The 23183-nt window shown below is 59.1% G+C and carries 16 protein-coding genes; 12 read left to right on the top strand and 4 right to left on the bottom strand.

Annotation, left to right across the window (positions count from 1 at the left end; all coding sequences use genetic code 11):
- The first annotated feature begins 114 nt into the window (after positions 1 to 114).
- On the top strand, positions 115 to 303 hold the full coding sequence (locus tag JKL45_RS19170; RefSeq protein WP_201863188.1) for a hypothetical protein: 189 nt from the start codon (positions 115 to 117) through the stop codon (positions 301 to 303).
- 587 nt (positions 304 to 890) lie between these two features.
- Positions 891 to 1121, top strand: a complete 231-nt coding sequence (locus JKL45_RS19165) for a hypothetical protein (protein ID WP_201863187.1) — start codon at positions 891 to 893, stop codon at positions 1119 to 1121.
- A gap of 46 nt (positions 1122 to 1167) precedes the next feature.
- On the opposite strand, the gene JKL45_RS19160 is transcribed toward JKL45_RS19165, so the two are convergent.
- Both JKL45_RS19160 and JKL45_RS19155 read right to left on the bottom strand, forming a co-directional pair.
- Positions 1168 to 1803 (bottom strand): 3'-5' exonuclease, encoded by a 636-nt coding sequence (locus JKL45_RS19160; protein ID WP_201863186.1) that lies wholly within the window; start codon positions 1801 to 1803, stop codon positions 1168 to 1170.
- A 52-nt stretch (positions 1804 to 1855) separates the two neighbouring features.
- Complete coding sequence (locus JKL45_RS19155; RefSeq protein ID WP_246498685.1) at positions 1856 to 2164, bottom strand: hypothetical protein; 309 nt, start codon at positions 2162 to 2164, stop codon at positions 1856 to 1858.
- Between the two features lie 130 nt (positions 2165 to 2294).
- On the opposite strand from JKL45_RS19155, the gene JKL45_RS19150 reads away from it, so the two are divergent.
- The gene (locus JKL45_RS19150; RefSeq protein WP_201863185.1) at positions 2295 to 2675 is read left to right on the top strand and encodes a rhodanese-like domain-containing protein; all 381 of its coding nucleotides are present in this window, start codon (positions 2295 to 2297) and stop codon (positions 2673 to 2675) included.
- Between the two features lie 94 nt (positions 2676 to 2769).
- Here JKL45_RS19150 and JKL45_RS19145 read toward each other — a convergent pair whose 3' ends face one another.
- Positions 2770 to 3270: a lytic transglycosylase domain-containing protein gene (locus JKL45_RS19145; RefSeq protein ID WP_201863184.1), complete on the bottom strand. Its 501-nt coding sequence runs from the start codon at positions 3268 to 3270 to the stop codon at positions 2770 to 2772.
- 233 nt (positions 3271 to 3503) lie between these two features.
- A complete protein-coding gene (locus JKL45_RS19140; protein ID WP_201863183.1) occupies positions 3504 to 4718 on the bottom strand; it encodes a polysaccharide lyase family 7 protein in 1215 nt (404 codons plus the stop codon).
- A 773-nt stretch (positions 4719 to 5491) separates the two neighbouring features.
- Here JKL45_RS19140 and JKL45_RS19135 point away from each other — a divergent pair.
- From JKL45_RS19135 to JKL45_RS19095, 9 genes are all read left to right on the top strand, one after another.
- A complete protein-coding gene (locus JKL45_RS19135; protein ID WP_201863182.1) occupies positions 5492 to 6802 on the top strand; it encodes a nucleotide sugar dehydrogenase in 1311 nt (436 codons plus the stop codon).
- On the top strand, positions 6723 to 8315 hold the full coding sequence (locus tag JKL45_RS19130) for a glycosyltransferase (RefSeq protein ID WP_201863181.1): 1593 nt from the start codon (positions 6723 to 6725) through the stop codon (positions 8313 to 8315). The genes JKL45_RS19135 and JKL45_RS19130 overlap by 80 nt, the downstream gene beginning before the upstream one ends.
- Before the next feature lie 30 nt (positions 8316 to 8345).
- A complete protein-coding gene (locus JKL45_RS19125; protein WP_201863180.1) occupies positions 8346 to 9551 on the top strand; it encodes a PilZ domain-containing protein in 1206 nt (401 codons plus the stop codon).
- Between the two features lie 53 nt (positions 9552 to 9604).
- Positions 9605 to 11023, top strand: coding sequence for a mannose-1-phosphate guanylyltransferase/mannose-6-phosphate isomerase (locus JKL45_RS19120; protein WP_201863179.1), 1419 nt, complete (start codon positions 9605 to 9607; stop codon positions 11021 to 11023).
- Positions 11001 to 14741 carry a right-handed parallel beta-helix repeat-containing protein gene (locus JKL45_RS19115; protein WP_201863178.1) on the top strand — a complete coding sequence of 1247 codons (3741 nt, stop codon included), beginning with the start codon at positions 11001 to 11003 and terminating at the stop codon, positions 14739 to 14741. Before JKL45_RS19120 ends, JKL45_RS19115 begins: the two co-directional genes overlap by 23 nt.
- A gap of 7 nt (positions 14742 to 14748) precedes the next feature.
- Positions 14749 to 15846, top strand: a complete 1098-nt coding sequence (locus JKL45_RS19110; RefSeq protein WP_201863177.1) for an alginate lyase family protein — start codon at positions 14749 to 14751, stop codon at positions 15844 to 15846.
- Positions 15846 to 18776, top strand: a complete 2931-nt coding sequence (locus tag JKL45_RS19105) for a tetratricopeptide repeat protein (RefSeq protein ID WP_201863176.1) — start codon at positions 15846 to 15848, stop codon at positions 18774 to 18776. The genes JKL45_RS19110 and JKL45_RS19105 overlap by 1 nt, the downstream gene beginning before the upstream one ends.
- A gap of 72 nt (positions 18777 to 18848) precedes the next feature.
- The gene (locus JKL45_RS19100; protein ID WP_201863175.1) at positions 18849 to 21701 is read left to right on the top strand and encodes a tetratricopeptide repeat protein; all 2853 of its coding nucleotides are present in this window, start codon (positions 18849 to 18851) and stop codon (positions 21699 to 21701) included.
- Positions 21702 to 21917: 216 nt separating this feature from the next.
- Positions 21918 to 23111 (top strand): tetratricopeptide repeat protein, encoded by a 1194-nt coding sequence (locus JKL45_RS19095; protein ID WP_201863174.1) that lies wholly within the window; start codon positions 21918 to 21920, stop codon positions 23109 to 23111.
- Positions 23112 to 23183 lie beyond the last annotated feature (72 nt).

Below are 23183 nucleotides of genomic sequence, written 5' to 3'. Positions count from 1 at the left end.
TTTTATGAAGGTTTCTCCTCTATTCTACCTCCGTCCTTCCGCACACTTCAGAAGATCCGCCATGAAAGGAGGGCGGCTATGTTCGGCCCTTCACAGTCTCATAGAATCTGGCGAATGATGAACGCCCTGATCGATGCCCGGCCGGAATGGGCCGACAAAGATGTTTTCGAGTCGGACCGTGAGAAAATTCTTCGATATGGGACCTCCATTGGGCTTAGCGTGGAGGAACTTCTCCGGATGACGGAGCCTGACACCATCCTCGGCCTCTGGACTGCAGCCGAAGCAGCCCAAGCTGAGGATTAAGCCACTTGGAAAAGGTGGCTTTCAACGCTGTCATGAGCCCTGCCAAGGTAATGGTGTACAGCAAAAGCTAAGCTTATCGATTAAAAATTCATATATTGCAATGACTTGCTTATGTTGCTCCCCAATATGCCTGACGTCGTGGAACCGGCAATGGCGGCACAAGCGTTCTTCTATGACAGGAATGGAGTTGGGTCATGGCAAGGTCACCAGGGCGTTGGCTGTTGACGGCGTCGCTTATCAGCGTTCTGTCGGCTGCAACGCCGGTGCTCGCCCAGGCGGGACGCCCTTGGGTTGATCCTCCGCCGGAGAATGGTGCTGCGCCATCCGCGCCGCCTGCTCCCGCGCCGGCAGTTCAAACGCCACAGGCCGCTACACCAGCCCCCTCAGGGCCCCAACCGTCCTCGGCTTCTGCTCCCGCAGAGGCGCCAAAGGAGAAAGAGGCAGTTGCCGCACAATCACCGGCTGAGGCATCCCCGCGTAAAGAAAAGGCAGATGAGGGGGGCAAACAGAAGACTGTCACCGAGCGCAAGGTTCGTCCCGCCACGCAGCAAGCACGCAGCGTTGCGCGTTCTCAGAAACGGGAACGCTTGGCGACCAAGCGGCGTGAGCCGGGTTCGGAGGTATCCGAGGCGCGTCCGCCCCGCAGCGGCATCGAGCGGCGGGCTCGGGCAACACGCTATGGGTCCGCTCAAGAAGGGATCGATGCCGGGCTGGAGGTGATGAGACTTCGGACGATCCAGCTTCCCGATGGACGTCGCATCGAGGTCCTGACACGTCCCAATCAGGACATTGCAGGCGGGCTGCCGGACGGTTACTGATCCCCGGGCTGCTGGAGTGGTCGCCTCAAGGCTTCATGAAGAGTGCTCAGCCTCCATGGCGAGGACCGGCTGAGTTCTTATAAGCGTCCGCAGAACGATCCTCAGCATCGTTCAGACTCTCTGCAATCTCCTGAGTGCGACGGCGGATGTCGAGCCAAAGGCGCTGCTCGCGTCGCGCATCCGCAAGCGCGCGGTGCTCGGCAGGACCTAGCTCATCGTCCCTTCTCTGGGCCTGAGACAGAACCTTTCCCATGAATCTATCATGCAGATCGGCTGGTACGTGCATGGCGAGCAGAACCTCATGCACGGTCTGCCGATGAACGGCTTCCGTATCCTGCAGGCGCAGGGCATGCCGTGGAAGTCCGGCGGTGCGCAGCAAGCGGCTCAGCCATTTTCCGTCCCATGACGGTGCCGTGGCATAAAGGGCGTAGCCTGCGAGAACTGACATCATCCGTCGTGCTACATCCGTCACGGGCGCTCCTTCCGCATGCAGCCGATCGCGTGAGAGCCCATGAATGCTCTCTGCCTTGAGGTCCCAATCGGTCCAAGTTGGATCAGGCCGAATGAGATGGCTCTCTTCCTCGCCGGTTGAGAGAACCCAGGCCACCTCGATCGGATATCCATGCTTGCCCAGAGAGGAAGCTTCAAAATCGAGGAACGCGATCTTTGGCTGATCAGGCATTGCGGGTCCGTTGTCCTCCTGCTTCTTATAGCTTCATCTGTTTCGGCTGCGCTTAAACCTGAGATGCTGAGGCCTCTTCAGCCAGCTGGGAGCGGACAGCCTGCAGCAGCTCGTCGTTGGATAGGCTCGTTTCCCAATCTTCGGCCAGTTCGACACGAACAGACTTGGCTCCTCCCGATGGGGTGCAGACAACATGAACCTGATTTCGCGTGCCATCGACGCGCGCGGCATCCGTTTTCTCCGGATCATTGCCGAGACCGGCAAAAGCCTGAATGCAGGTCCACGTGATGCCCTCCGCATCACTTACCTCACGTGGCATTTCATTGTCCTTTCCGGCATGCAGAAATGCCCCAATGCTCATCAACGCGCGAGGTCTACCGATGCTCCAAGGGGCAGATCACTGCGCTGAGCTTCATCGTCCTTGACACATTTCTCCCTCAGGCAGAGCCTTGCCCGGCTGCCTGATGGCAGAAAATAATGTGGAGAGGATCATGGCGAGAAACGTGAAGGATATGCTGGCCGAAGCGAATTCCTCAGTGCCCAGGATGGCTCCCAGTGAGGCAGCCGAGAAGATGCGCTCAGGCGATGTTCTTGTGGTGGATGTGCGTGACCCGACAGAGGTTCAGCAAAGCGGAAAGCTGAAGGGAGCAGTCAATGTCTCCCGCGGCATGCTGGAGTTTCGGGCTGATCCAGATAGCCAGTATCACAATCCGGAGTTTCGGAAGGACAGAACCATCCTCCTGCATTGCGCCTCCGGAGGGCGCTCGGCCTTGGCAGGCAAGACCCTGCAGGACATGGGCTATACGGCGGTGTTCAATATCGGCGGCTTCAAGGATCTGACGGAAGCGGGCATCGATACGGAGCCTGCGTGACTATAGATAAATTGAACCTCGAAAAGGAAGACGCTCGGCTTGGATCTGGCCGGGCGTCTTGCGGTAGGATCAGCGGTTGCGCCGCCCGGCAACGTCACTGAGCATTGGCAGATGTGAATGCCGAAGTGCGCGCGGCGCTTCCAGCCGCCGCGATGGAGCCGGTCGAAACAGGATCGGTAACAGCCCTGCCGAGCGCATGAAGCAGCCCCTTGCGTTTAGCCTCGTAGTAGTAGCCGCCTGCGTAGAGGGCGACTGTACGGTCGAAATTGCCGCCTGCAACTTTATACGCGTTGGCAAGATAAGGGACCGCATAAGTGAGGTTCGTGTTGGCATTGAGTAATCCCGACGGGTTGCCCCGGTATCCCATGCCACGGGCCGTCGCGTAGCGGATCTGCATCAGGCCGAAATTGCCTTTGCTCAATGCTCGCGGATTATAGCTGCTTTCTCTTCTGATGATCCTATGAACCAGGGCCTCTGGGACGCCATGGGTCTTGGCGTGTTGCGCAACGAGCGAGTCAATTGTCATGCGATCCGATGCAGCGGCAGGCAGAGCGCAAACGATGGCGGCGCAGGCAAGAAGAAGACGAGACATCATGCATATCCCCTTGGTTAGAGGAATTTCTCGTCATCAATCGTGGCAATAGGACGTCAGCTTGGCCGTAAGGGCTCTGGAAATGGTGAAATGAGACGTCAGTAAGAGCTATTCATAAGCCCCTGATCAGGCGCCTACCTCTTTCGGATGAGAGGCAGCCTGTTCACAGTTCGCGATTATCTCCCGATCGTCGAGGATACATCCATGCGAGGCGTCTGAGGCAGAACGTATTCCCGCTAGATGACCAGGAAGTCGGCTGCCGTTAACTTCAGGCCCGCATCGATCTTGGCAAACTGGATAGCACGGCTTGGGCCGGATCCATCCGGATCATAGAACAGGCTACCTGTCTTGTTGCTGTAGATGATTCGATCCTGCGCATCCAGTGCTTTCGAACTCACGGCAAAGTATTCCGGCAACAGCTTTCCGGATTTGAGCTTCGTGAACACTGTGTCGTTGAGGCGGATCGTGTCATCCTTGACACTGAAATCAAGGATGACGTCGACGTTGGCGGTTCCGAGCTTCGTATCGAACGTGAAGGAATCCTTGCCGGCCCCTCCGACAAGGATGTCATTTCCGCTTTTGCCCCAGATCATATCTCTGCCGCTCTCGCCCTCGATTCTGTCATTGCCGGCAGATCCTGTGAGCTTGTCGTCCGTGCTCATGCCGGCATACGTCTTTGACGTTGATGGCAAGCCGCTTTTCTTGATCGCTGCCTGTGATGCCTTGACCGGGTGGCTGAACTTCAGATCGTAGAAGGACGTCTGGCCAAAGCCGGTTCCCTGCGTTTCATTCACCCCAAGGTAGGTGCCTGCCTTGAAATAGAAAGCGTCGCTTCTCCAGGTCTGGTGGATCTTGTCCGTAGCCGTGTAGGTCTGCCCATCGGCGGAAACGGTTACTTTCACATGTTCGGTTGTGACGTTTATCGAATAGGTAAATTTCTCATTGAGGGCGACATTGGGTTTGGAGCCGGCTTTGTTGGTCAGGGCGAACTTCGTCTCTCGGCCTGTAGTGCCCGCAATATCGTTCACGAAGTAGAGGGTGCCCTTTTCCCAATACAGGCGGACGAGCTCCTCGTCCTGTCCATGAACCTGACCGACAACGACGCGTCCCTTCGTTCCATTGAACAGAGTCGGAGCTTGGTCGACCTCGAGGGTAGCCTTCAAGAATCCACCTTGCCTGATAGTCCATGCCGCCCGTTCTGAGCCGTTCATCTCCCGAAGCTCGGAGCGCGCATATCGCGATCCGCCTGTCGTTGCTCCTTCCACGGGAGCCACGAAGATCATAGCTCCGTCAGATCCTGTGTAGAAGTACCTCGGATTTATATAGCCATTGAGGTTCTTCACTTCCGAGGCAGTGCCTGAAAAATCGCCGTTCCGATCCGTCGGGAGAGTTATTTTCCAATGAGCGAGATTGAAATTGCGACCCGGTGAGAAGGAGGAAGACAAAGTCACTTGAGATGCCCCTAGTCATTATGAATTTTAGTTGACTGTCTCTTGCTTGAATGCAGGTTGTTTCTGCGTGTTCTATGTAGCCCCGCGGCCGTATGCATTTGCAGCACGTCTTTGCCAGGCATATTCGACTAATACCGTTGAAATTCTCTCCTCATATCAACGACCGTGTCAAAAATTCTCAGGCATATGGTAAAGACGCCTGCCTGAGCCGCACCTGCTCCTGTCTCAATTTGGCCAATGGCATCAACCTCGCTCCTAAGGGCTAGAGGATATATCATTTTGAAAGCTTGGCGGTACACCAAGAGCCACAAGTCTTCGATATTGAGAGATGCCACCCTTCGAATTCATGCTGGACGCGCGGGGAATAGAACATGCATTCCGGCAACGGTGCCGTTCATCAATTGAAACATGGCAAAGAAGAAACTCACATAGCCCAGTTTCTAAGTTGTTTTTTGAAATGGGAGCGCCTCTGGATGCTATCGAAAACGCGCATTTATTTAGCACTATTATCAACATTCAATAAGATTAATTATAGTATAACAGAATTAAATCTGCCGTGTGCGCTGCAGCAAAATAATCAAGTGGCTATAATTACTCTTATGAGTTAAGCATCTTCTATTGATGGGAGTAGTTCTTTACTTAACCCGTAGGGGGTATCTCTCCAGCCGAAATAGTGAAGAGCTTTCGAGTGAAGCAGGAGTATTTATTGAGCTGCAACCGGCGCATTTCTTTTTAGCGCCTCGATTTCACTGTTAGTCGGCAGGAACAGCCTAATGCAAATTAGTGTCTTTGGGATTGGCTATGTCGGAGCGGTCTCATCGGCGTGCTTGGCCAATGACGGCCATCACGTCATCGCAGTCGATCCGAACCCTCAGAAGGTGGGGCCGCTTAACGAGGGCATCAGCCCCATTGTCGAGCCAGGATTGGAAGAACTGATCCAAGGTGGGATCCGCAGCCGGCGCCTCATGGCAACCAGCGACGTTCGCGAAGCCGTTAACGGCACGGATCTATCATTTGTTTGCGTTGGAACGCCTTCACGTTCCAACGGCTCTCTCGATACTGCCTATGTCAGCGCCGCCGCTGAGCAGATCGGCGCAGCAATCCGAGAGAAGAACTCCTTCCATTCGGTCGTCATGCGCTCCACGATCCTGCCTGGCACCATGGAGAGCATCGTGCTGCCCGCTCTCGAGCGTGCGTCCGGGCGTCAGGCCGGTGTGGGCTTCGGCGTTGCATACTATCCCGAGTTCCTGCGGGAAAGTACCGCGATCAGCGACTACTATGATCCGGGTGCCATCATCTTCGGACGGCATGATCAGGCGACCATTGATCGACTGCTCGACATTCACAAGATCTTCAAGGTGGAGCCGAGAGTCGTCTCAATTCGGACTGCCGAAGCGGTGAAATACACCAATAACGCTTGGCACGCCCTCAAAATCAGCTTTGCCAACGAGATCGGTAATATCTGCAAGGAAGCAGGAATCGACGGCCATGCTGTGATGGACGTGCTCTGCGCAGACAATCGGCTCAACATTTCAAAAGCCTATCTTAAGCCTGGGTTCGCCTTCGGCGGTTCCTGCCTTCCCAAGGACCTGCGTGCCCTGCGCTTCGCAGCTCGGAAGCTGGATGTTCCGACGCCCATCCTCGATGCGACGATGGACGCCAATGAAGAGCAGTTGCGGCGCGCCTACTCGATGGTCGCCGCAACGGGCAAGCGCCGGATCGGCATCATTGGCTTGAGCTTCAAGCCTGAAACCGACGATCTGCGTGAGAGCCCGCTGGTGGAACTGGCGGAGCGCCTTTATGGCCGCGGATACGATATCCGCATCTACGATCCGAACATCCAAGTCTCCAAGCTGACCGGCGCTAACCTCCAGTTCGTGAAGGCCCACCTTCCTCATCTGACGTCTCTTCTGACGGCCGATGTCAACGAGGTGATTGATCACGCTGAAGTGTTCGTTCTCGGGAACCGCGATGAAGCCAAGCGCCTCCTGAATGTTGTGAAGGATGACCGTCCTCTCATCGATCTCGTTCGTATCGACCAAGCAAGGTGCTCAGGTGACTTCTATCAGGGAATCTGCTGGTAACGGCAGTATCCGTCTCTCGGAGACGATAGGAGCGCATATCCTCTATGTGGTTGCCGTGGCGGCTTTTGCCGCCGCGCTTCCATCTGGAGCGTATGTCTCTGTCGGAACCGGCGTGATCGGAGCCATCGGAATACTGGCTATGTGGCGCTACGGATGGGGCCTGCTGCACTTCGTCCGTGCGCTTATCTTTCGGAAGGTGGTTTTTCCGCGCCAGCGGAAGGCTGCCGACGAAGCGATCAAGCACGATCCACCCAATACGTTTCTTCTCGTGACCACGTTCCGGATCGACAGTGCCGTAACCACGCGCGTTTACAGAGCGGCCTTTGAGGCCGCGCTGGCTGCGCCCGGAAAAGCAACTGTGGTTGCATCGATCGTTGAGGCTGGTGATCAGCGACTCATCAAAAGCCTGTTTCAGGCGATCTGCGGCGATCAGGACAAGGTGGACTTGGTCATCGTCAGAATCGCGGGAACGGGCAAGCGGGATGCTCTCGCTTACGGCTTCAGGGCCGTCGCCCGGCGCGCTCCGGCCCCTGATGACGTTGTGGCCGTGATTGACGGCGACAGCATCGTGCCGCGCGATCTTGTCGCGAAATGCGTGGGCTTCTTCCAGCTCGATCCTAAGGTCGGCGCCCTGACAACCGACGAAGTGAGCGAAGTTCGCGGGAGCCGCATCTTCCAGGAATGGTATGCGCTGCGGTTTGCTCAGCGCCATACCCTGATGTCATCCGTAGGGCTGTCTGAGCGCGTCCTGACATTGACCGGCCGCATGTCGATGTTTCGTGCAAGCATCGTGTGCAATCCAGAGTTCATCCGCCAGGTGGAGCTTGATTATGTCGATCATTGGCGTCTCGGCCGGTTCAAGTTTCTCACCGGTGACGACAAGTCGAGCTGGTTCTACCTTCTGCGGAACGGCTACAAGATGCTCTATGTGCCGGATGTCCTCGTTCTGACGGTGGAGGATCCGCCATCGGAGAACTTCGTTTCGGCTGCAGCCATGCTGATGGTGCGGTGGTTTGGAAACATGCTGCGCACGAACTCAAGGGCTCTCGCTCTCGGCCCCCGGAAGATCGGCCTGTTCACGTGGTGGTCTATCCTCGATCAGCGCATGTCGATGTGGACCTCGCTTGTCGGGTTCTTCGTCGCCCTGCTCGCTGGAATTTTTATCAGCGGGTACGCACTCCTTCTGTATGCGCTCTGGATCCTGACAACCCGTTACATACTGACTCTCTCTCTTCTGGCTGCCCGCCAACGAGTGTCGGTTTTCTATCCCTTCCTTCTCTACTTCAACCAGATCTTCGGATCGCTGATCAAAGTCCACGTGACGTTCCGTCTCGATCGTCAGAAGTGGACGCGACAGAAGACGACATCTGCGAATGTGGCAAAGCGCCCCCTGATCGCAAGCAACTTCATGTCAGCATACATGCACAGTGTTGCGCTTATCGCATTCGTATCGGTTCTGGCGTGGGGCATGAAGGTCCTGCCCACGCCAAACCCTGTGTTCTTTCTTCCCTGACGACAGCGGTGCCGCTTGGAGAACGTATCGATGACGAAAATTACGCATGAGGCCGAGGTTCAGAGGCAGCACCCTCGCTACCGGCTGCCTGTGAAATGCATTCACAATGGAGCGCAACTCGCGGTGGTTGACATCTCGGTCGGAGGCTTGGGGCTTCGGACTGGTTCATTGGATACCAAGCCCGGGCAGGTGCTCGACCTCACGCTTGCGTTTCCGTTCAGCGGCTACGAGTTGACCCTGCCCCTCAATGCCGAGGTTCGTTATGTCACCAACGAGCATAACAGGATCGGTCTCCGCTTCATCGACGTCTCTCCGCGCCAGCACAGTCTCCTCCGTTTCATTCTCGATGCCTATCTTGCCGGGGAAGTCGTAGAGGCAGGGGATGTGCTGGATGTTGTCTCGCGGCGCAACGAGGGGAAAACCAGGGAGGTTCCTCCGCGTCCTCAGCCGCAGGGGATTGTAGCCAACCTTGCGCATCGCGGTCGAAGCGCTGCAGGCTACATCGGCATCGGCGCGGCTACGTTGCTTCTTCTAGGCTTTATTGGGACTAGCCTGTTCGATCGTTTCTACCTGATCCCGGCCCAATCGGCGCAGATCACAGCCGATCTGGTTACCGTGCCGGCTCCATCGAATGGACAGCTTACCTTTGTGGCTGCTGGAGACGAGGTTAAGACCGGCGAGCCGCTCCTCACGATCCAAGGGGCCCAAGGCAGCAGCATCGTCCTCGACAGCCCCTGCAACTGCGTGGTTCAGGCCCGCTACAGTCGGACCGCCAACTTCGTGCGAGAGGGAGCTCCTATCCTTACCCTGAGGGAGAAAACCAGTAGTCCCTACATCACCGCCAGCATTCCGCAGGATCAGGCGTTGCGGTTCTACAAAGGGGCAAGTGCCGTGATTGAATACGCCGACGGCACTCGCGTAAGGGAAGTCAGTATTGAGCGTATACCATCCTTTGAAGATCCTTCTCTCGCCGGGGCGTTGACCGTCAAATTGGCACCTGGTCGTGAGCTCGGCGCGTCGACGATTGGTCAGCCGGTAGCAGTGGTTTTCAATACATTTTCCGGGTCCTCGATCGGGTCTGCCGTCGGCAAGCTGCAAACAGCTGTCAACTGGGCAGGAAACAAGATTGCAGCTATTCTGTCTCGGGACAGCGCGACGGCCCATGCACCAAAAAAGGCCACAGAGCCTCAAAGTGAGAATGGAAGGCGGCTAGCCGGACTTCATTCTGGGGAATGAATGAGTCCGGTCATCGACCGGAGGACATCACTTGGATTTTCTGGAGATCAACAATGGACAATATCATTCCGGTTCTCATGTGCGGCGGCTCTGGCACCCGTCTATGGCCGATTTCGCGGTCCAGTGAGCCAAAGCAATTTCATGCTCTTTCTGGGGACGAAAGCCTCTTCCAGCAGACGGTTCAGCGCTTCCGCACGGAACAGTACGCCGAACCCCTTATCGTCGTGAACACCAATCACCGCGATCTTGCATTGCGTGAGATTGGGCAGTTGAGCAAGGGGGCGGCACGGCTCCTGGTCGAGCCATGCGTTCGCAGCACAGGGCCGGCCATCGCTGCGGCTGCGGCTCTGATTGCGGAAGAGGATCCGGATCGGCTGATGCTCGTTGCACCGAGCGATCATCTCATCGAGCAGACAGAGGTGTTCACAAAGGCTGTGTCGCAGGCCGCGATGGCCGCACGTCAGGGGCAGATTGTTCTTTTCGGTATCCGTCCGACCCATCCTGAGACCGGCTTCGGTTACATCGAGGTTGGTGAGGCTTTCGATGGTGCCAGCTTCAAGGTCGCAGGTTTCGTCGAGAAGCCTAAGCGGGACGCGGCTGAGACATTGGTGGCCGGTGGCCGCCATCTTTGGAACAGCGGGATCTTCATGTTCACCGCCCGTACTATTCTGGAGGAGCTTGAACGTTACGCGCCGGATGTCCTAGCCTGTGCCCGCCGGGCTCTTTCAACAGCCCATCGTGGCAACGATACGATCCGTCTCGCCGCTGACTTCGATACGGCCCCAGTCATCTCCATCGACTATGCCGTCATGGAACGGAGCGACCGGCTGGTCTGCATTCCCGTAGCGCCTGAATGGCGCGACCTTGGTTCATGGTCAGCCCTGTGGGATGTGGGGAGCAAGGACGGCGACGGGAATGTCTCCCGCGGAGACACGCTCCTTCAGGATGTGCGGGACAGCTATGTTCTTGGCAACTCCAGGCTCGTTGCCGTCATGGGCGTCGAGAAGGTCGTCGTGATCGACACGGCCGATGCTGTCCTCGTGAGCTCCCTGGACCAAGCCCAGAATGTCGGCCGCCTCGCAGCCGAGCTTGCTGCAGCGAAGCGTCCGGAAGCGAACCTGCACAAGAGGGTACGGCGTCCATGGGGCTCCTACGAGTCCCTGCGCGTCGGCGAGACTTTCCAAGTAAAGCACATCGTCGTCGATGTGGCAGGACAGCTGTCGCTTCAGTATCATCACCATCGCTCCGAGCACTGGACTGTCGTTTCCGGCACCGCTCGCGTCACTGTGGGCGAGAAGGTCTTCGTCATGAAGGCTAACGAGTCGGTTTACATCCCCAAAGGCGATGTCCACAGGCTGGAGAACATCGGCGACGATGAGCTTCATCTGATCGAGGTTCAGTGCGGCACGTATCTCGGCGAAGACGACATCGTGCGTCTGGAGGATCAGTATGACCGCATCGTCACGATCTGACGGTCGACGTCGATTGCGTATTGCCTTCCTGTTCATGTCCATGGCGCTGACTTCAGGCGCCATGGCACAGGGCGGCAATGAAGTCTCACGTCTTGCGGAGGAAGCCCGCCAGGCTTTTCTTTCCGCCGAACAGAACGGCGTCAGCCCAAAGCAGAAGGCTGGCTTCTATCAAGTTGCCAGGGCGCGGGTGAAGCTGCTTGAGAAATTTGCCAGTCAAGACAATACAGGCTCGATGGAGCTGCGGGATGGAGCCCGCTCTGAGCTCACGCGGCTTGCGGATGATGGGCTGAGCCACGACATTCTCAGCTCATTCCTTCTGCAATCCTCCCTTGGCGATATCGCGGGCGCCACATCCGCCGCGGACCGTGTGGAAGTTGGCGTATCGCTGCATCAGATTGCTGGCGAGCAGAGGTCGGCCGCCTACCGGTCTGCCGCTTTCGTGGATCTTGCCTATGCCTATTCCAGAGCAGGCTCTCAGGATCGCGCGCTGAGATATGCCTCCCTGGCGATGGATGCGGCCGATCGGATTCCCGAGCAAGGCACACGCGGGGGAGCCTACAAGGCAGCAGCCCGTGTGGCAGCAGCGTTGGGGCCGTTGGGTGTGGATCTGGCTGACCGTGCCATCGCCCGTATCCCTCAATCGCGTGACCGTGCCTTTGCGCGCCATGAACTGGCACGAATCCAGATCAAGGGTAGTGCCTGGGAGAAGGCTCCGGACGTCAAGCTGATGGCAGAGGCCAAGCGCCGGCTGGAAGTTGGGGATCTTCCCGGAAGCACCTTTCTGGCGCTTTCCCTCCTCGACAGCAAAGCAAGAGACGACCTTCTCTCCAGCCTCATCGATGCCGCGATTTCCAAGCAGGAGGACCGGGTTGCCATTATGGCCTCACAGGGCCTTACCAGCTCGAGCAACCAGGACAAAGCCATCGGGTTGCTTGTCAGAAGTTATGTCGACCGTGGCGTCACATTCCAAGCTGCCGAAATACTCAACGCCATGCAGGACAGCCCTGGCAAGGTTGTGATTCAACTGAAACTTGCCGCTGACCTGAAGCAGTCCGGCTATGACGCAATGGCCGGTCACCTTCTGTCTGCAAGCATTCAGCAGATTGAAACATATGGCGAAGCCCAGCAACGCACCGTTCTCCCCGAACTCGTCCGGGCACTCACACAATCCGATCGTCTCGACGAAGTGCTGCGTTATGCCGGTAGGATCGAGGCTGACGCAGAAGGATCGTCCGCTCTCGGCGAGTTGGCGAAGAAACTGGCGGATCACGGCCGCGTTCCCGATGCCGAAGCCTTGCTGCCGCGCCTCGTCGATAAGGATCGTCGCTTGTACGTGCTGAGCGGCATTGCGCGGGCGAAGGCGAAGGCTGGCGACATTGCCGGCGCCATGCAGATCATTCCCGAACTTGTCGGGACGAAGGATGAAGGCCCTGTTCTCGCGTCTGTAGCCAGCGCTCACTCCCGTTCCGGCGATTTCAACCAGGCGATAGCGCTGGCCGGACGTATACAAGGCGCTGACGACCGCCTCGCGGCTCTCTCGGAGGTCTCCCGTCTGGCACGTCAGCAGAACAAGTTGGACATTAGCGACCGTGCGTTGAACGAAGCCGTCCGAGCTGCCGAGGGACTGGACACGCAATCGCGGGACAAGGCATTCCTGGAAATTATCGGCTCTCCGGCGGCAGAGGCCAATAAAGCTCTGGCTGGTCAACTCGCCGGACGCATCACAGACAATGGCATCCGCACGCGCGCCCAGCAGCTGCTCGTTGCGGCCGACGCAAAGGACTTGGTTGGCAAAAGGAGGCGTGGAGAAATCCCTGATGTTCTTCTGCTGCGCGGGATCAAGAAAGTAGAGGCTGATGAGGATAAGGCGGAGCTTGCACTCGACCTCGCCACTTTCCCGGAAGGTCGCATCCATGCTGCCGATCTGATCCGCTCCATCCAGGATAAGCGACTCCGGCAGACGGCTTTCCGGCGTCTGGCCGAACGACAGGTTGATCTTCCGATGAAACCCTCGGATGAAGAGCCCGGCATCGGCGGATCGCAGGATGTGCAGACGGTCGCATCCGTTTCCGAAGAGCCTGAGGAAAGCGCTCAAGAAATCCAGACCCGCAGGGGGCTGGCGCTTATCACGGGAGATTCCGGACAATCCTCCAGCGCAGTGGGCCAACTCCCTCGCAGCTTCGTGACGGCTGCAGACGCCAGAGCCGGTGCGCCATGGCCCACTGATGCAGTCGTCGGAAGCACCTTTGCGAACCACAACCCATACATCGCAAAGTTCTTCGAGGACGATGAGGGAGGGAGCACCCGCCTGGAGCAGGCGATCCGGTATCAAGGCCTGTCCTCGCCGCGGGTTATTGTGGTTCAAAGTGGTGTCGCTACTTTGAGCATGGTTGCGCGCCAGCTGCAGGGTACCGACGCACGGGATCTCATCGAATATGGTGCCGACGCTGTGACGGTGCGTGCACCCATCTTCGTCGCTCCCGGAGCCACGCTCATCCTGTCTCGCCTCGACAGCCTGGTCTATCGGCTCAGTGCCGATGCCGGCGCCTTCATCGTCAATGCCGGCAATGTTCATATCCTCGACGCTGAAGTTGTCGGAATTAGTGAGAAATCGGGGCAGCCGCTCTGGTCTGAGACCGACACATCCACCAAGTTCCGCCCCTTCCTTCTCACCTGGGGGGATGGGCGCATGGATGTGGCTTCGTCCACTCTCGTGGCTCTGGGCTACGATAACGCCAAATCCTTCGGATTGAGCTACTCGTCGGGACCGGAACGGGTGGCGGAACTGCGCGACCAGGCGCGCCCCACAGGCGTGGTCGTCGACAGCGTATTCCATAACCTTCATTTCGGCTTCCATTCCTTCGAGGCGGAACGCATCCAAGTCGTCGGCAACGAGTTTCGCGACAGCGTTGTCTATGCTTTGGACTCCCATGACCGTACGAGGGAGGCCATCATCGCCCTCAATACGATCTACGGCACGAAGCAGCGGCACGGAATCACCATCTCACGCGAAGTGAACGATGGGTTGGTCATTGGCAATGTGACCTTTGACAATGCCGGCTCGGGAATTGTTATCGACCGCGACAGCACGAACAACGTCATCCATGCCAACAGTTCGTTCCGCAATGCGCAGGACGGAGTGAGTGTGTTCGAGAGTTCCTGCAATGTGTTGACCAACAACTATCTCGCGGGCAACAGAAGGGATGGTCTGAAGGTGCGCAACAGCTTCGATGTGGGGGCATATTCCAACCGCATCGAGTCCAACAGCAACTCCGGTGTCAGCGCCTATATCGCCAACATCATGGCGTCGAAAGGTGGTGAGAGCCAGAACACCGATCAGGCCAGCTATCATCCGCTGACCAGCCTGTCTCTCAGGCACAATCGGTTCTCGGCCAATGGCGTCGGCATCAATGCTCAAGGCGTGTCGAGCCTGGCGATGTCATCCAACAGGTTCGTGAAGCAGTCCCGTCGTCTCCTCGGGGGTGATATTCGCGGACTGGAAGGTCAGATCCTGCGGCTTGCATCCCAATCCGATGTTCTCGTTGCAAGCACGTGCCGCCCGGCAAAGCCGGTTTCCGCATGTCGTCTGCGGGATCGGGGATTCTTCGAGGGCGGCAGTGAGTTGCAGGTTTTCAGCGCTCAAGAAGGATCCGATTGCACCGATGTTAATGGAAGCGTCCAGCACCGTGCCTTCTCCAGCACACCTCAAGGCACATAGAGGCAGCATGAAATCGGTTCTCATCGTCCTTCTTCTGAATGCCCTGACGATCGGTTCGTCTTACGCTCAGACCAAGGGGCAGGGGCTCTTCGACGTGGAACTTCGCAGGGCTGCACTGGCGCAGCCGGCTTTCACGAGCGTGCGCGCAGCCTGCCTTGCCATACCACGCGATCCGGCGTGGAGCAGCCTCAAGCCTGTCGAGAGCCTCAAGGCAACTGAAGGTTATGGGACTGACGGGGCTGCCAATAGCTATGCCTGGGCCGTTATGGTGCTTAGCGGTCGGGCTCTTGCAGGCGATGTAGCGTCGGAAGCTTCTCTGCGCGATCTTCTTCTCGCCTGGGCCAGGGCCAAGGCTTTTGCCAATACGGAGGTCGAGCACGACGCCTATTATGCCCTGAAGCGCGTCCTATTGCCCACTGTCGTGGCCTACTCGGTCCTGCAGCGCGGATTGGATGAGGGGCAGAAGCGAGAACTCTCCGAGTGGATCGACCCTCTGGTCCGCAAAACGGATAAAACCTTCGAAGGTATCGTCGACCGCAACAATCATCGTTATCTCGCAGACAGCCTGCTGATGGCATGGGGAGCCGTCATCAAGGACGAAGCGCTTTACGCCAAAGGACATGACCGATACCGCGCAATTCTCGCGGAGGCACGTCCTGATGGAAGCCTTGCCCTGGAGACCAAGCGAGGCGCCAGGGCTCTCTGGTATATGCGCCAGTCTCTGGCGAGTCTGACCGTGATGGCCGAGGTGGCTGCCACGCGGGGCACGGATCTCTACGAGCTTCGAGCGGGAGAGGTAAACTTCGACCGCATCGTGTCATATCTTCTCAACGGCATAGCGGAACCCAACGTCGTTATGGCCTATGCGTCCGAAAACTACATTCCTGGCGGTGAGACAGACCCCCGCCGCCAGGACCTGGGATTCATGACGAAACGCAGTCACGGACGGCACTACATGGCCTGGGTCGAGCCCCTGATGGCACGGGATCGGGCAGGCCTCGCGACGAAAAGGCTGAAAGCATTGTTCGTTCGCAACATTCGTTCGGATCGACCGCTCATCGATGAGTTTGTCGGCGGCAACGCGACATGCTTCTGGGGACGCTGATGACCAAATCTCAACCGCTTCTCGTCAGCACCGTCGCACTCTTCGCTCTTCTGCTGTCCTCCGCAGTTCAAGCTCAGGACCCGGCAAATGCCGAGCTCCAGGCTCGCCATCGTGCCGCAATGGCCAAGATGGAGGAACTGAGGCAGCGGACTGACCCCGCCGCTCTCGTCGAGCGGGCGCAACTGCTCCAGGATGGCATCCCGATCAGCGAAGCCAATCCTCTCAAGGCCCGTCGTCTTGACGAGGCAGAGCGGCTTTACGACCAAGCGCTTGCGGTGCCAGGAGTCCACTGGCCCTCCGCCGGCGTGCGCCAGGCAAAGCTGATTTTGTCGCGCGACAAGGACCAGCCTTCCATCCAGAAGGCGATAGACCTGCTTCGCCGGGCCGCTGCAATGCAGAACCACGAAGCGGCATTCCTTCTGGCCGGTTTGATGGAAGCCGGTATTGGTGGAAAGCGCGATATCGAAGCGGCTAAGAATCTGTACCAGATCGCCCTGCGTTCCGAGCATGGTCCCTCGGGCCTTGCTCTCGCGCGCCTGGAGACCGATCCAGCAAAGGCGACTGTGTTCGCAACGCAAGGATTGCGGCTGCTCTTCCAGGAGGCCAGGCAGGGTTCGGCCGAAGCGGCGAGAACATTGGCCGATCATTACCGCACGACGGGCGATGGACCGGAGCGGCTGAGCGCTGCTATCGAGTGGTATCAGCGAGCCATCGAACTTGGTGATGCGGAGGCCGCCCTGCGACTGGGTCGTCTGCGTGTCGACCCGAAGTCGCCGCTGCGGCAGCCGCAGGAGGCCCGGAACGCATTCGTGAAGGCTGCCGAGCGCGGCTCGATCGAGGCTGCCATGATCCTTGCGGAGGATCCCTACAATGGTGCCGCTCTCGGCGTTCAGAACAGTGTTGCGGAGTTGTGGCTCAACCGTGCCATCGAGACGAAGGCACCGCGCGCATTGGTTCTGGCTGCGGAGATCCGAAGCCAGTACGGTGAAGAGGGCCGCGCGGCTGCCAAGAGCCTCCTTCAGGAGGCTCTGCAGCGAGCTGATGACGATGTGACGGCACTCCTGGCACTTGGTCGCCATGTTCGCGATGGGGTTCTGATCGACCGAGACGTTCCGCTGGCCCTGAAGCTCTTCGACAGGGCATCGATCAGCGACAACACGACGGCCTATTATGAGTACGCCCGCACCGCATTAAGCCACCAGGATGCGATAACAGAGGGAACGCTCCAGTCGGCCATCGACCGTCTCAGGAATGCGGCGGAGCGCGGCCACATCAAGGCGTCCGTCGCCATGGGGGACGCGCTGCTGCGCGGGCAGGGGATCCCTGAATCCCAAGCCGCAGCCATGGAGTGGTACCGGCGAGCCGCCGAAAGCGGGTCTCCCGCCGCTTATATCCGCCTTGGGGATGTTTACGCCGGTCGCTCCGCAGGGCTGGAGGCTCCGCGAGCCCTGGAATGGTACCGCAAGGCAGCAGAAGCCAATAGTTCAATCGCGATGGTTCGCCTTGGCAAGATGTTCAATGAGGGCAGGGGGGTGCCGCAGGATCAGGCGCTCGCCGCCACATGGTTCAGTCGCGCGGCCGCCGCTGGCAGCGGCGCCGCCATGGTCGAGTTGAGTTCTCTCTACTCCCGGGCTGGCGGGCCGGGGCATTTCAACCTGGCTCGGGATGCGCTCGAAAAGGCAATCCGCGCCGGTGATATTCGTGCGCCCATTGCCTTGGCAAAGCTCTATCTCGTCCGTGGAGAGCGTACACTTGCCGAGATGACCCTCAAGAGGTCCGCAGATGGCGGCAGCGCCGAAGCTGCACTGAACTTGGCTGAGCTCTATCTTTCCGGGCAGGCGACGGCGGAGCAGCTGAGCGCCGCGCGCCGATGGCTCGCCTTTGCCGAGAAGTCCATGGCAGGAGATGACGACCAAGCCAGCCGGATTGCTTCGATGTATCTTCGGCTTCCGGATGCGGGATCCATCGAGCATGGCTCTTCCGCGCTGGAAGCCCTGGTCCGGAAGAACAACGCGGACGCGATGACGCTGCTGGCAACCGCCCTTCTGCAGGGATCTGGCATACAGCGAGATCCCATACGGGCCGAGGCATTATTCCGCCGCGCCATTCAGCTCGGGCACGATGGGGCGCGCTTCATTCTCGCCAAGGCCTATCGAGACGGCGAAGGATTGCCGCGCGACCCTGCACGGGCATTCGCACTCTATCGCGAGATCTACAGCGAGGAACCAGGCGATACGAAGATCCAGATTGCTTTAGGCGACGCCTATGCGCGTGGTGAAGGCGTCACTCCAGACAGGCGTCTGGCTGCTGAATTCTACGCGCAAGCAGCCCGCCAGGGAGATCCGGACGGGCAGGTCAGGCTTGGAACCGCATACCTGTATGGCGCGGGCGTGGATCGAGACAGCCAGAAATCGGATCACTGGTTCTCCCGAGCGGGCGACGCCGGGGTGATCGAAGCAAAGGTTCAACTCGGCAACGCGAAATTGTCGGGTCTTGCGGCAAATGTCGATGCCGAGGGGGCGTTCGCATCGTATCTGCGCGCTGCGGAGGCGGGCTCGCAGCCGGCCATGATCGAGGTGGCACGCGCATTGATGAAGGGCTTCGGCACTCTTGCGGACCCAGCTCTGGCGAAAATGTGGCTGGAGCGCGCTGCCGCTCTGGGATCGCCGGACGCGATGTTCGAACTGCACCGTCTTTATGATCTCGGGACGAAGCCCAATGCCCGTGAGGCCGAGCGGTGGCTCAGGCAGGCAGCGCAGAGCGGCCATGCTGCCGCCATGTATCGTCTCGCGATCCGCTCTCAGCAAGGAGCGTCCGAGCAGGACAAGGCAACGGCGCGGGAGTGGTTCGAAAAGGCCGCTCAGGCCGGGCATTCGCAGGCTGCCAAGGCTCTTCAGAGGCTCGTCGCTGCGGCGGCAGAGCCAGAGTGAGAGGCTGACGACGTGACGATGATTACAAGGCAGCGGGCCATAGGACAGATTCAGGCAGAACGGAGCGCAACAATGACGATTCTCATCCGTTCTGCCAGCACGAAAGTAGGAAGCGTCATGGTGCAATCGTTGGCGACTCTTGCCGGCACGGCATTGGCCACGCTCATCGTACTCGCAGGTTCTGCCGAAGCCCAAGTCCCATCATCTCAGTCGCTGGCCCCGACATTCGATTTCAGCAAGATTTGCTCGCCTGCTCCCAAGCCGCTCCTGACGCGGGATTGGAGCAAATGGAACAAGTCTCAGCCGGTTGCCGACCCTGAGGAGATGTATGACGCGGCCATTGCATACGCGGAGGGAAGTTCCACCCTCAACCGCGATCCCGTGACGGCTAAACGCCTGCTCGAGGACTTGACCGATCGGGCATGGCCAGGGCGGGGACGGGCTCATTTTCGCCTCGGCAAGCTGCTGCTGGATCCCGTTGCGGGGCCTGTCGATTCTGAACGCGCCGCGACACACCTTGCGACCGCCTCGTCCATGCTGAACATGGATGCGTCTGTTCTCCTGGCCGAGCTTCATGAGCAGGGCCGGATCAGCGGCGCCAGTCTGGCGGAAGCGGAGCGTCTCCTCCGTGCAGCGTCTACGGCGGGTCATGTAGACGGTCTGATCGGGTTGGCGCGGCTGCAGCGCAGCGGACGCCTCGATTCGGCGCCTCAGGCTGGCGCCAACGACCTCGTCAATCTGGCTTTGCAGACCCTCCAAGGCGAACTGAGCAGAGGGCGGTGCTCCGCTCTCTCTCGCATCGGTCTCATCCTCAGCGACGAAAGCCTCGTTCCGGGTGGCGTGCAGGAGGCTGTCAAATGGTTTGAGGCTGCTGCCCGCCAGGGCGATACCAGCGCCGATCTCGCTCTCGCCGAGATCTATCTGCAGGACCGCGTCAAGGTTGCGCCGGACCGCTTCATCTATCACCTTGAGCGGGCTGCGGAAGGCGGAAGACCCCGTGCCATGACTTTGCTGGGCGAGCGCCTGATGCTGGGAGATAAAGCGCCCAAGGATGTGCCTAAGGCGGTGAAATGGTTGGAGCGTGCCGGTCTCAATGCCGATTCAGAGGCCTATAAGCTTCTTGCGCGACACTATCGTGGAGAGTTCGGGGCTCTCCAGGATCTGCCGAAGGCCGCAGATGCTCTTGCAAAGGCAAGCCGACTTCCTAATCACAGTACAAGCATTCTTGTGGGCCTCGCGCGCCTTTATGCCTTTGGGGTGAATGGCCAGCCTGATATCAAGGCGGCGCTGACCTATTACCGTCAGGCAGCCGACAGGGGCGATGTGGGAGCCCTGACCGACATGGCGAAACTCCTGTTGAACTATCCGCAGGAGGGGCGGCCAGAGGACCCATTGCGGCTGCTCAAGGAAGCGGCTGCCCGCAATCATCCTGAAGCCATGGGTGTTCTTGCGGATCTGTATTTCTGCAGCGCGATCGTTGCCCCCGATGCGTCCCAAGCCCGGGCATGGTTGGACCGCGCAGCGGAAATGGGGCATGTGCGCAGCATTCTGGCGGTCGCGTCCCAGAACGCTTCCGACCAGACGACAGCTCAGAAGAATGCAGCAGCTCTCCTGCGCGCCGCGGAGCGAGGTGACCGAGAGAGCATGGTTCTGCTGTCTCATGCGCTCCGTTCGGGCAATGGTATAAAGCAGGATATTCAGGCTGCCGACCGCTGGCGGGATGCAGCGCTTGCACCAGGAGAGGGACGATCCCGTGCGCTGCTCCTTCTGGCCCGCAGAATTCTGAACGGTGAAGAAGGAAATCGGGATGTCGATGCAGCAAGAGCGCTTCTCGATCACGCCGTGCAGGAAGGTGAGCCGGGCGCTCAGATGGAACTCGGACGTCTTCTGATTGGGCAGAGAGAAGACAAGGAAGGTGTGTTGCGCGGCCTGCGGCTTCTCAAGGCGGCTGCAGTCTCAGGAAACACAGCTGCCATGCTGGCTCTGTCGGAGGCTCCGGCTGATCTGCTTTCTTCGACTGGAAGGACCTCACAAGAGTGGATAAAGACAGCCGCAGAGGCGGGCAGCGCTCGCGCTGCCGTCGCGCTTGCTTCGGCTGCGAAGGAAGAGACGGACAAAGTCGCTTGGCTTTCACGTGCCGAGGCGCTGCCGGTCTGCGCAGCACGGGATATGATCGAACTTGCACAGGCCTATCATAAAGCACCTGTTCCTCAGCGTGCAGAGCGCGCACGGTACTGGATGGAGAAAGCCCTTGGCAATCTTCAGGGCGGCCTGAAGGATCCTGCCGTTTCGTTCATGATGGGCCGAGCCATGATCGATGGCGTCGGTGCAATGGACGATAGAGCGGCGGCTCTCACCCACATCAAGCTTGCTGCCGATGCCGGACGGGCCGATGCAATGCGGTATCTGGGGCGAGGCTACATCTCCGGGCAACTCGGTGAGCGTAACGTGCAGATCGCGGTGAACTGGTTGTCGAAGGCTCTGCGCAACGGTGATGGCAGCGTGGCCGCCGATCTATCTCGCCTTGCTGCCATTCCCGGTGGTGAGGGAGCTGAGGCGATTGCGGTTCTGAAGGAAAGCGCGGAGGGCGGCCTTGCGCCCTCCATGCGTGAATACGGCCGCAGCTTGCAACTTGGTTTGGGAATGGCTCCACAGCCGGAGGTCGGCGCCTCCTGGCTGCGGAAAGCTGCAGAAGCTGGTGATACCGCCGCAATGAAAGAACTTTCGCGCGCCTATGCCTCCGGCTACGGCGTCGAACTTTCAGCGCGCTCCAGCACGGAATGGCTGCAACGGGCCGCACAAGCCGGCGATGCCGAAGCCATGCAGGGCCTGAGCCTCGCCATGACTCTCGGCTTCGGCACGGACGTTGATCCGGTTGCAGCACAGCAATGGCTGAAAACGGCCGAGGGAGCGGCCCGCAAGTGAGTTGAAGTTCGGAACGTGGAGCCGGTGTAACCGTCTTTACAGGGCGGTTAGGAGAGACAGATGATGAGAGCAGCCCAAATTGTAATTCTGAGCTCCCTGGTGGCAGTCACCGCGCCAGCCGCGTTGGCAGCTTCGAATTCCGGCAACGGAGCGCAACCAAGATCATCGCAGGCTGTTGTGCCGGCTTCACCGCCCACTCAGGCGCAACTCCGGGCCATGTCCACCGTCCGCCTTTTGAAGCTCGGTCAGAAGGCGCTGACCGTGGAAATCGACACGCAGGACTTCGTAACCGGACTTGATGCCGTCAAGATTGCGTCCGCGCGCGGAGATCGCGAGGCGACCCGCCTCATGGCCAAGATCATGGCTCGTCATCAGGTTGTTCTTGGAGCAGACGACCGCGCAAAGCTGGAACGGCGTTTCCGCTTCGAGGCTCTGCGAGGCGCATCGAGTTCGGTTCTCGCCGTGGCCAACATGTATGACCAAGGCGACGGTGTTCCGGCAGATACGAAGAAGGCGGCAGAATGGTATCTGTGGGCTGCACGGGTCGGGCACGAACGTGCCATGGCCCATGCGGCCTATGCCTATGGTACGGGACGCGGATTGGAGCGCAACGAGGCGACAGCTCTCAAATGGCTCGACGGCGTCAATGAAGGGCGCCAGCGGAGCACCCTTCTTGAGATCGGGTGGGCTCTTGTCCTGGGTACGGAGGGCGCGAAGGATATGCCGGCTGCTCTCCGGTTCTTCGAACGCGCGGCGCAGATCAAGCCTGGTGCGATCTATCAGGTTGCTCTCGATCTCGAAAGGGGAACACGTGGCGTCCAGGATCGCGAAGCCGCGGGTCATCTGATCCGTATTGCCGCCGAGCGCGGCGATAGTGGCGCTGCGACTCATCTCGCCAACGCGCTCTCCAGCAGCACAAATGTCGAGGATCAGCGTAGAGCGGTGCAATTGTATGGGGTCGCCGCGCAGGATAAAACCAACCTTGCCGCCGGGCAGAGTCTTTCGCGCCTGCTGGCTCTGCGACCCTCGAAGGACCTTGTCTCCGACATCTTCGTGGCGCTGGAAAAGGCAGCTGCCGCGGGCAATACGGAAGCACTCATCGGGCTAGCCTACGCTTACTCGGAAGGGCTCGGATCCGATACCTCGCCAGAGAAGGCCGCCGCCCTGCTGCAGGAGGCCTCGAACGCGGGACATCCAGAGGCCAAATATAAACTAAGCCTCATGTATAAATCGGGTGCAGGCGTCACGACCGATCTCGGCAAGGCGGTTGAACTCATGACAAGCGCACGGGACAGCGGCTATCCTCTCGCGGCCGTCGCGCTCAGCTCCATGACGGAGCCGGCCACGACAAATTCTGTCGAAGAGCCTGCCAAAGCTCCGGGTCAGGCGAGCGAAGCTGCCGTGAAATGACCTGTTGCTAGCCTGTGTTTAGAGGCATGCCCCTAAACGGAGCCACCGATAAAGCAAGAGGGATCGCGGATC

Origin of the sequence: Microvirga soli (assembly GCF_016734765.1) — a bacterium.
GTDB classification, from domain to species: domain Bacteria; phylum Pseudomonadota; class Alphaproteobacteria; order Rhizobiales; family Beijerinckiaceae; genus Microvirga; species Microvirga soli.
This window is presented reverse-complemented; position numbering and strand designations above follow the sequence as displayed.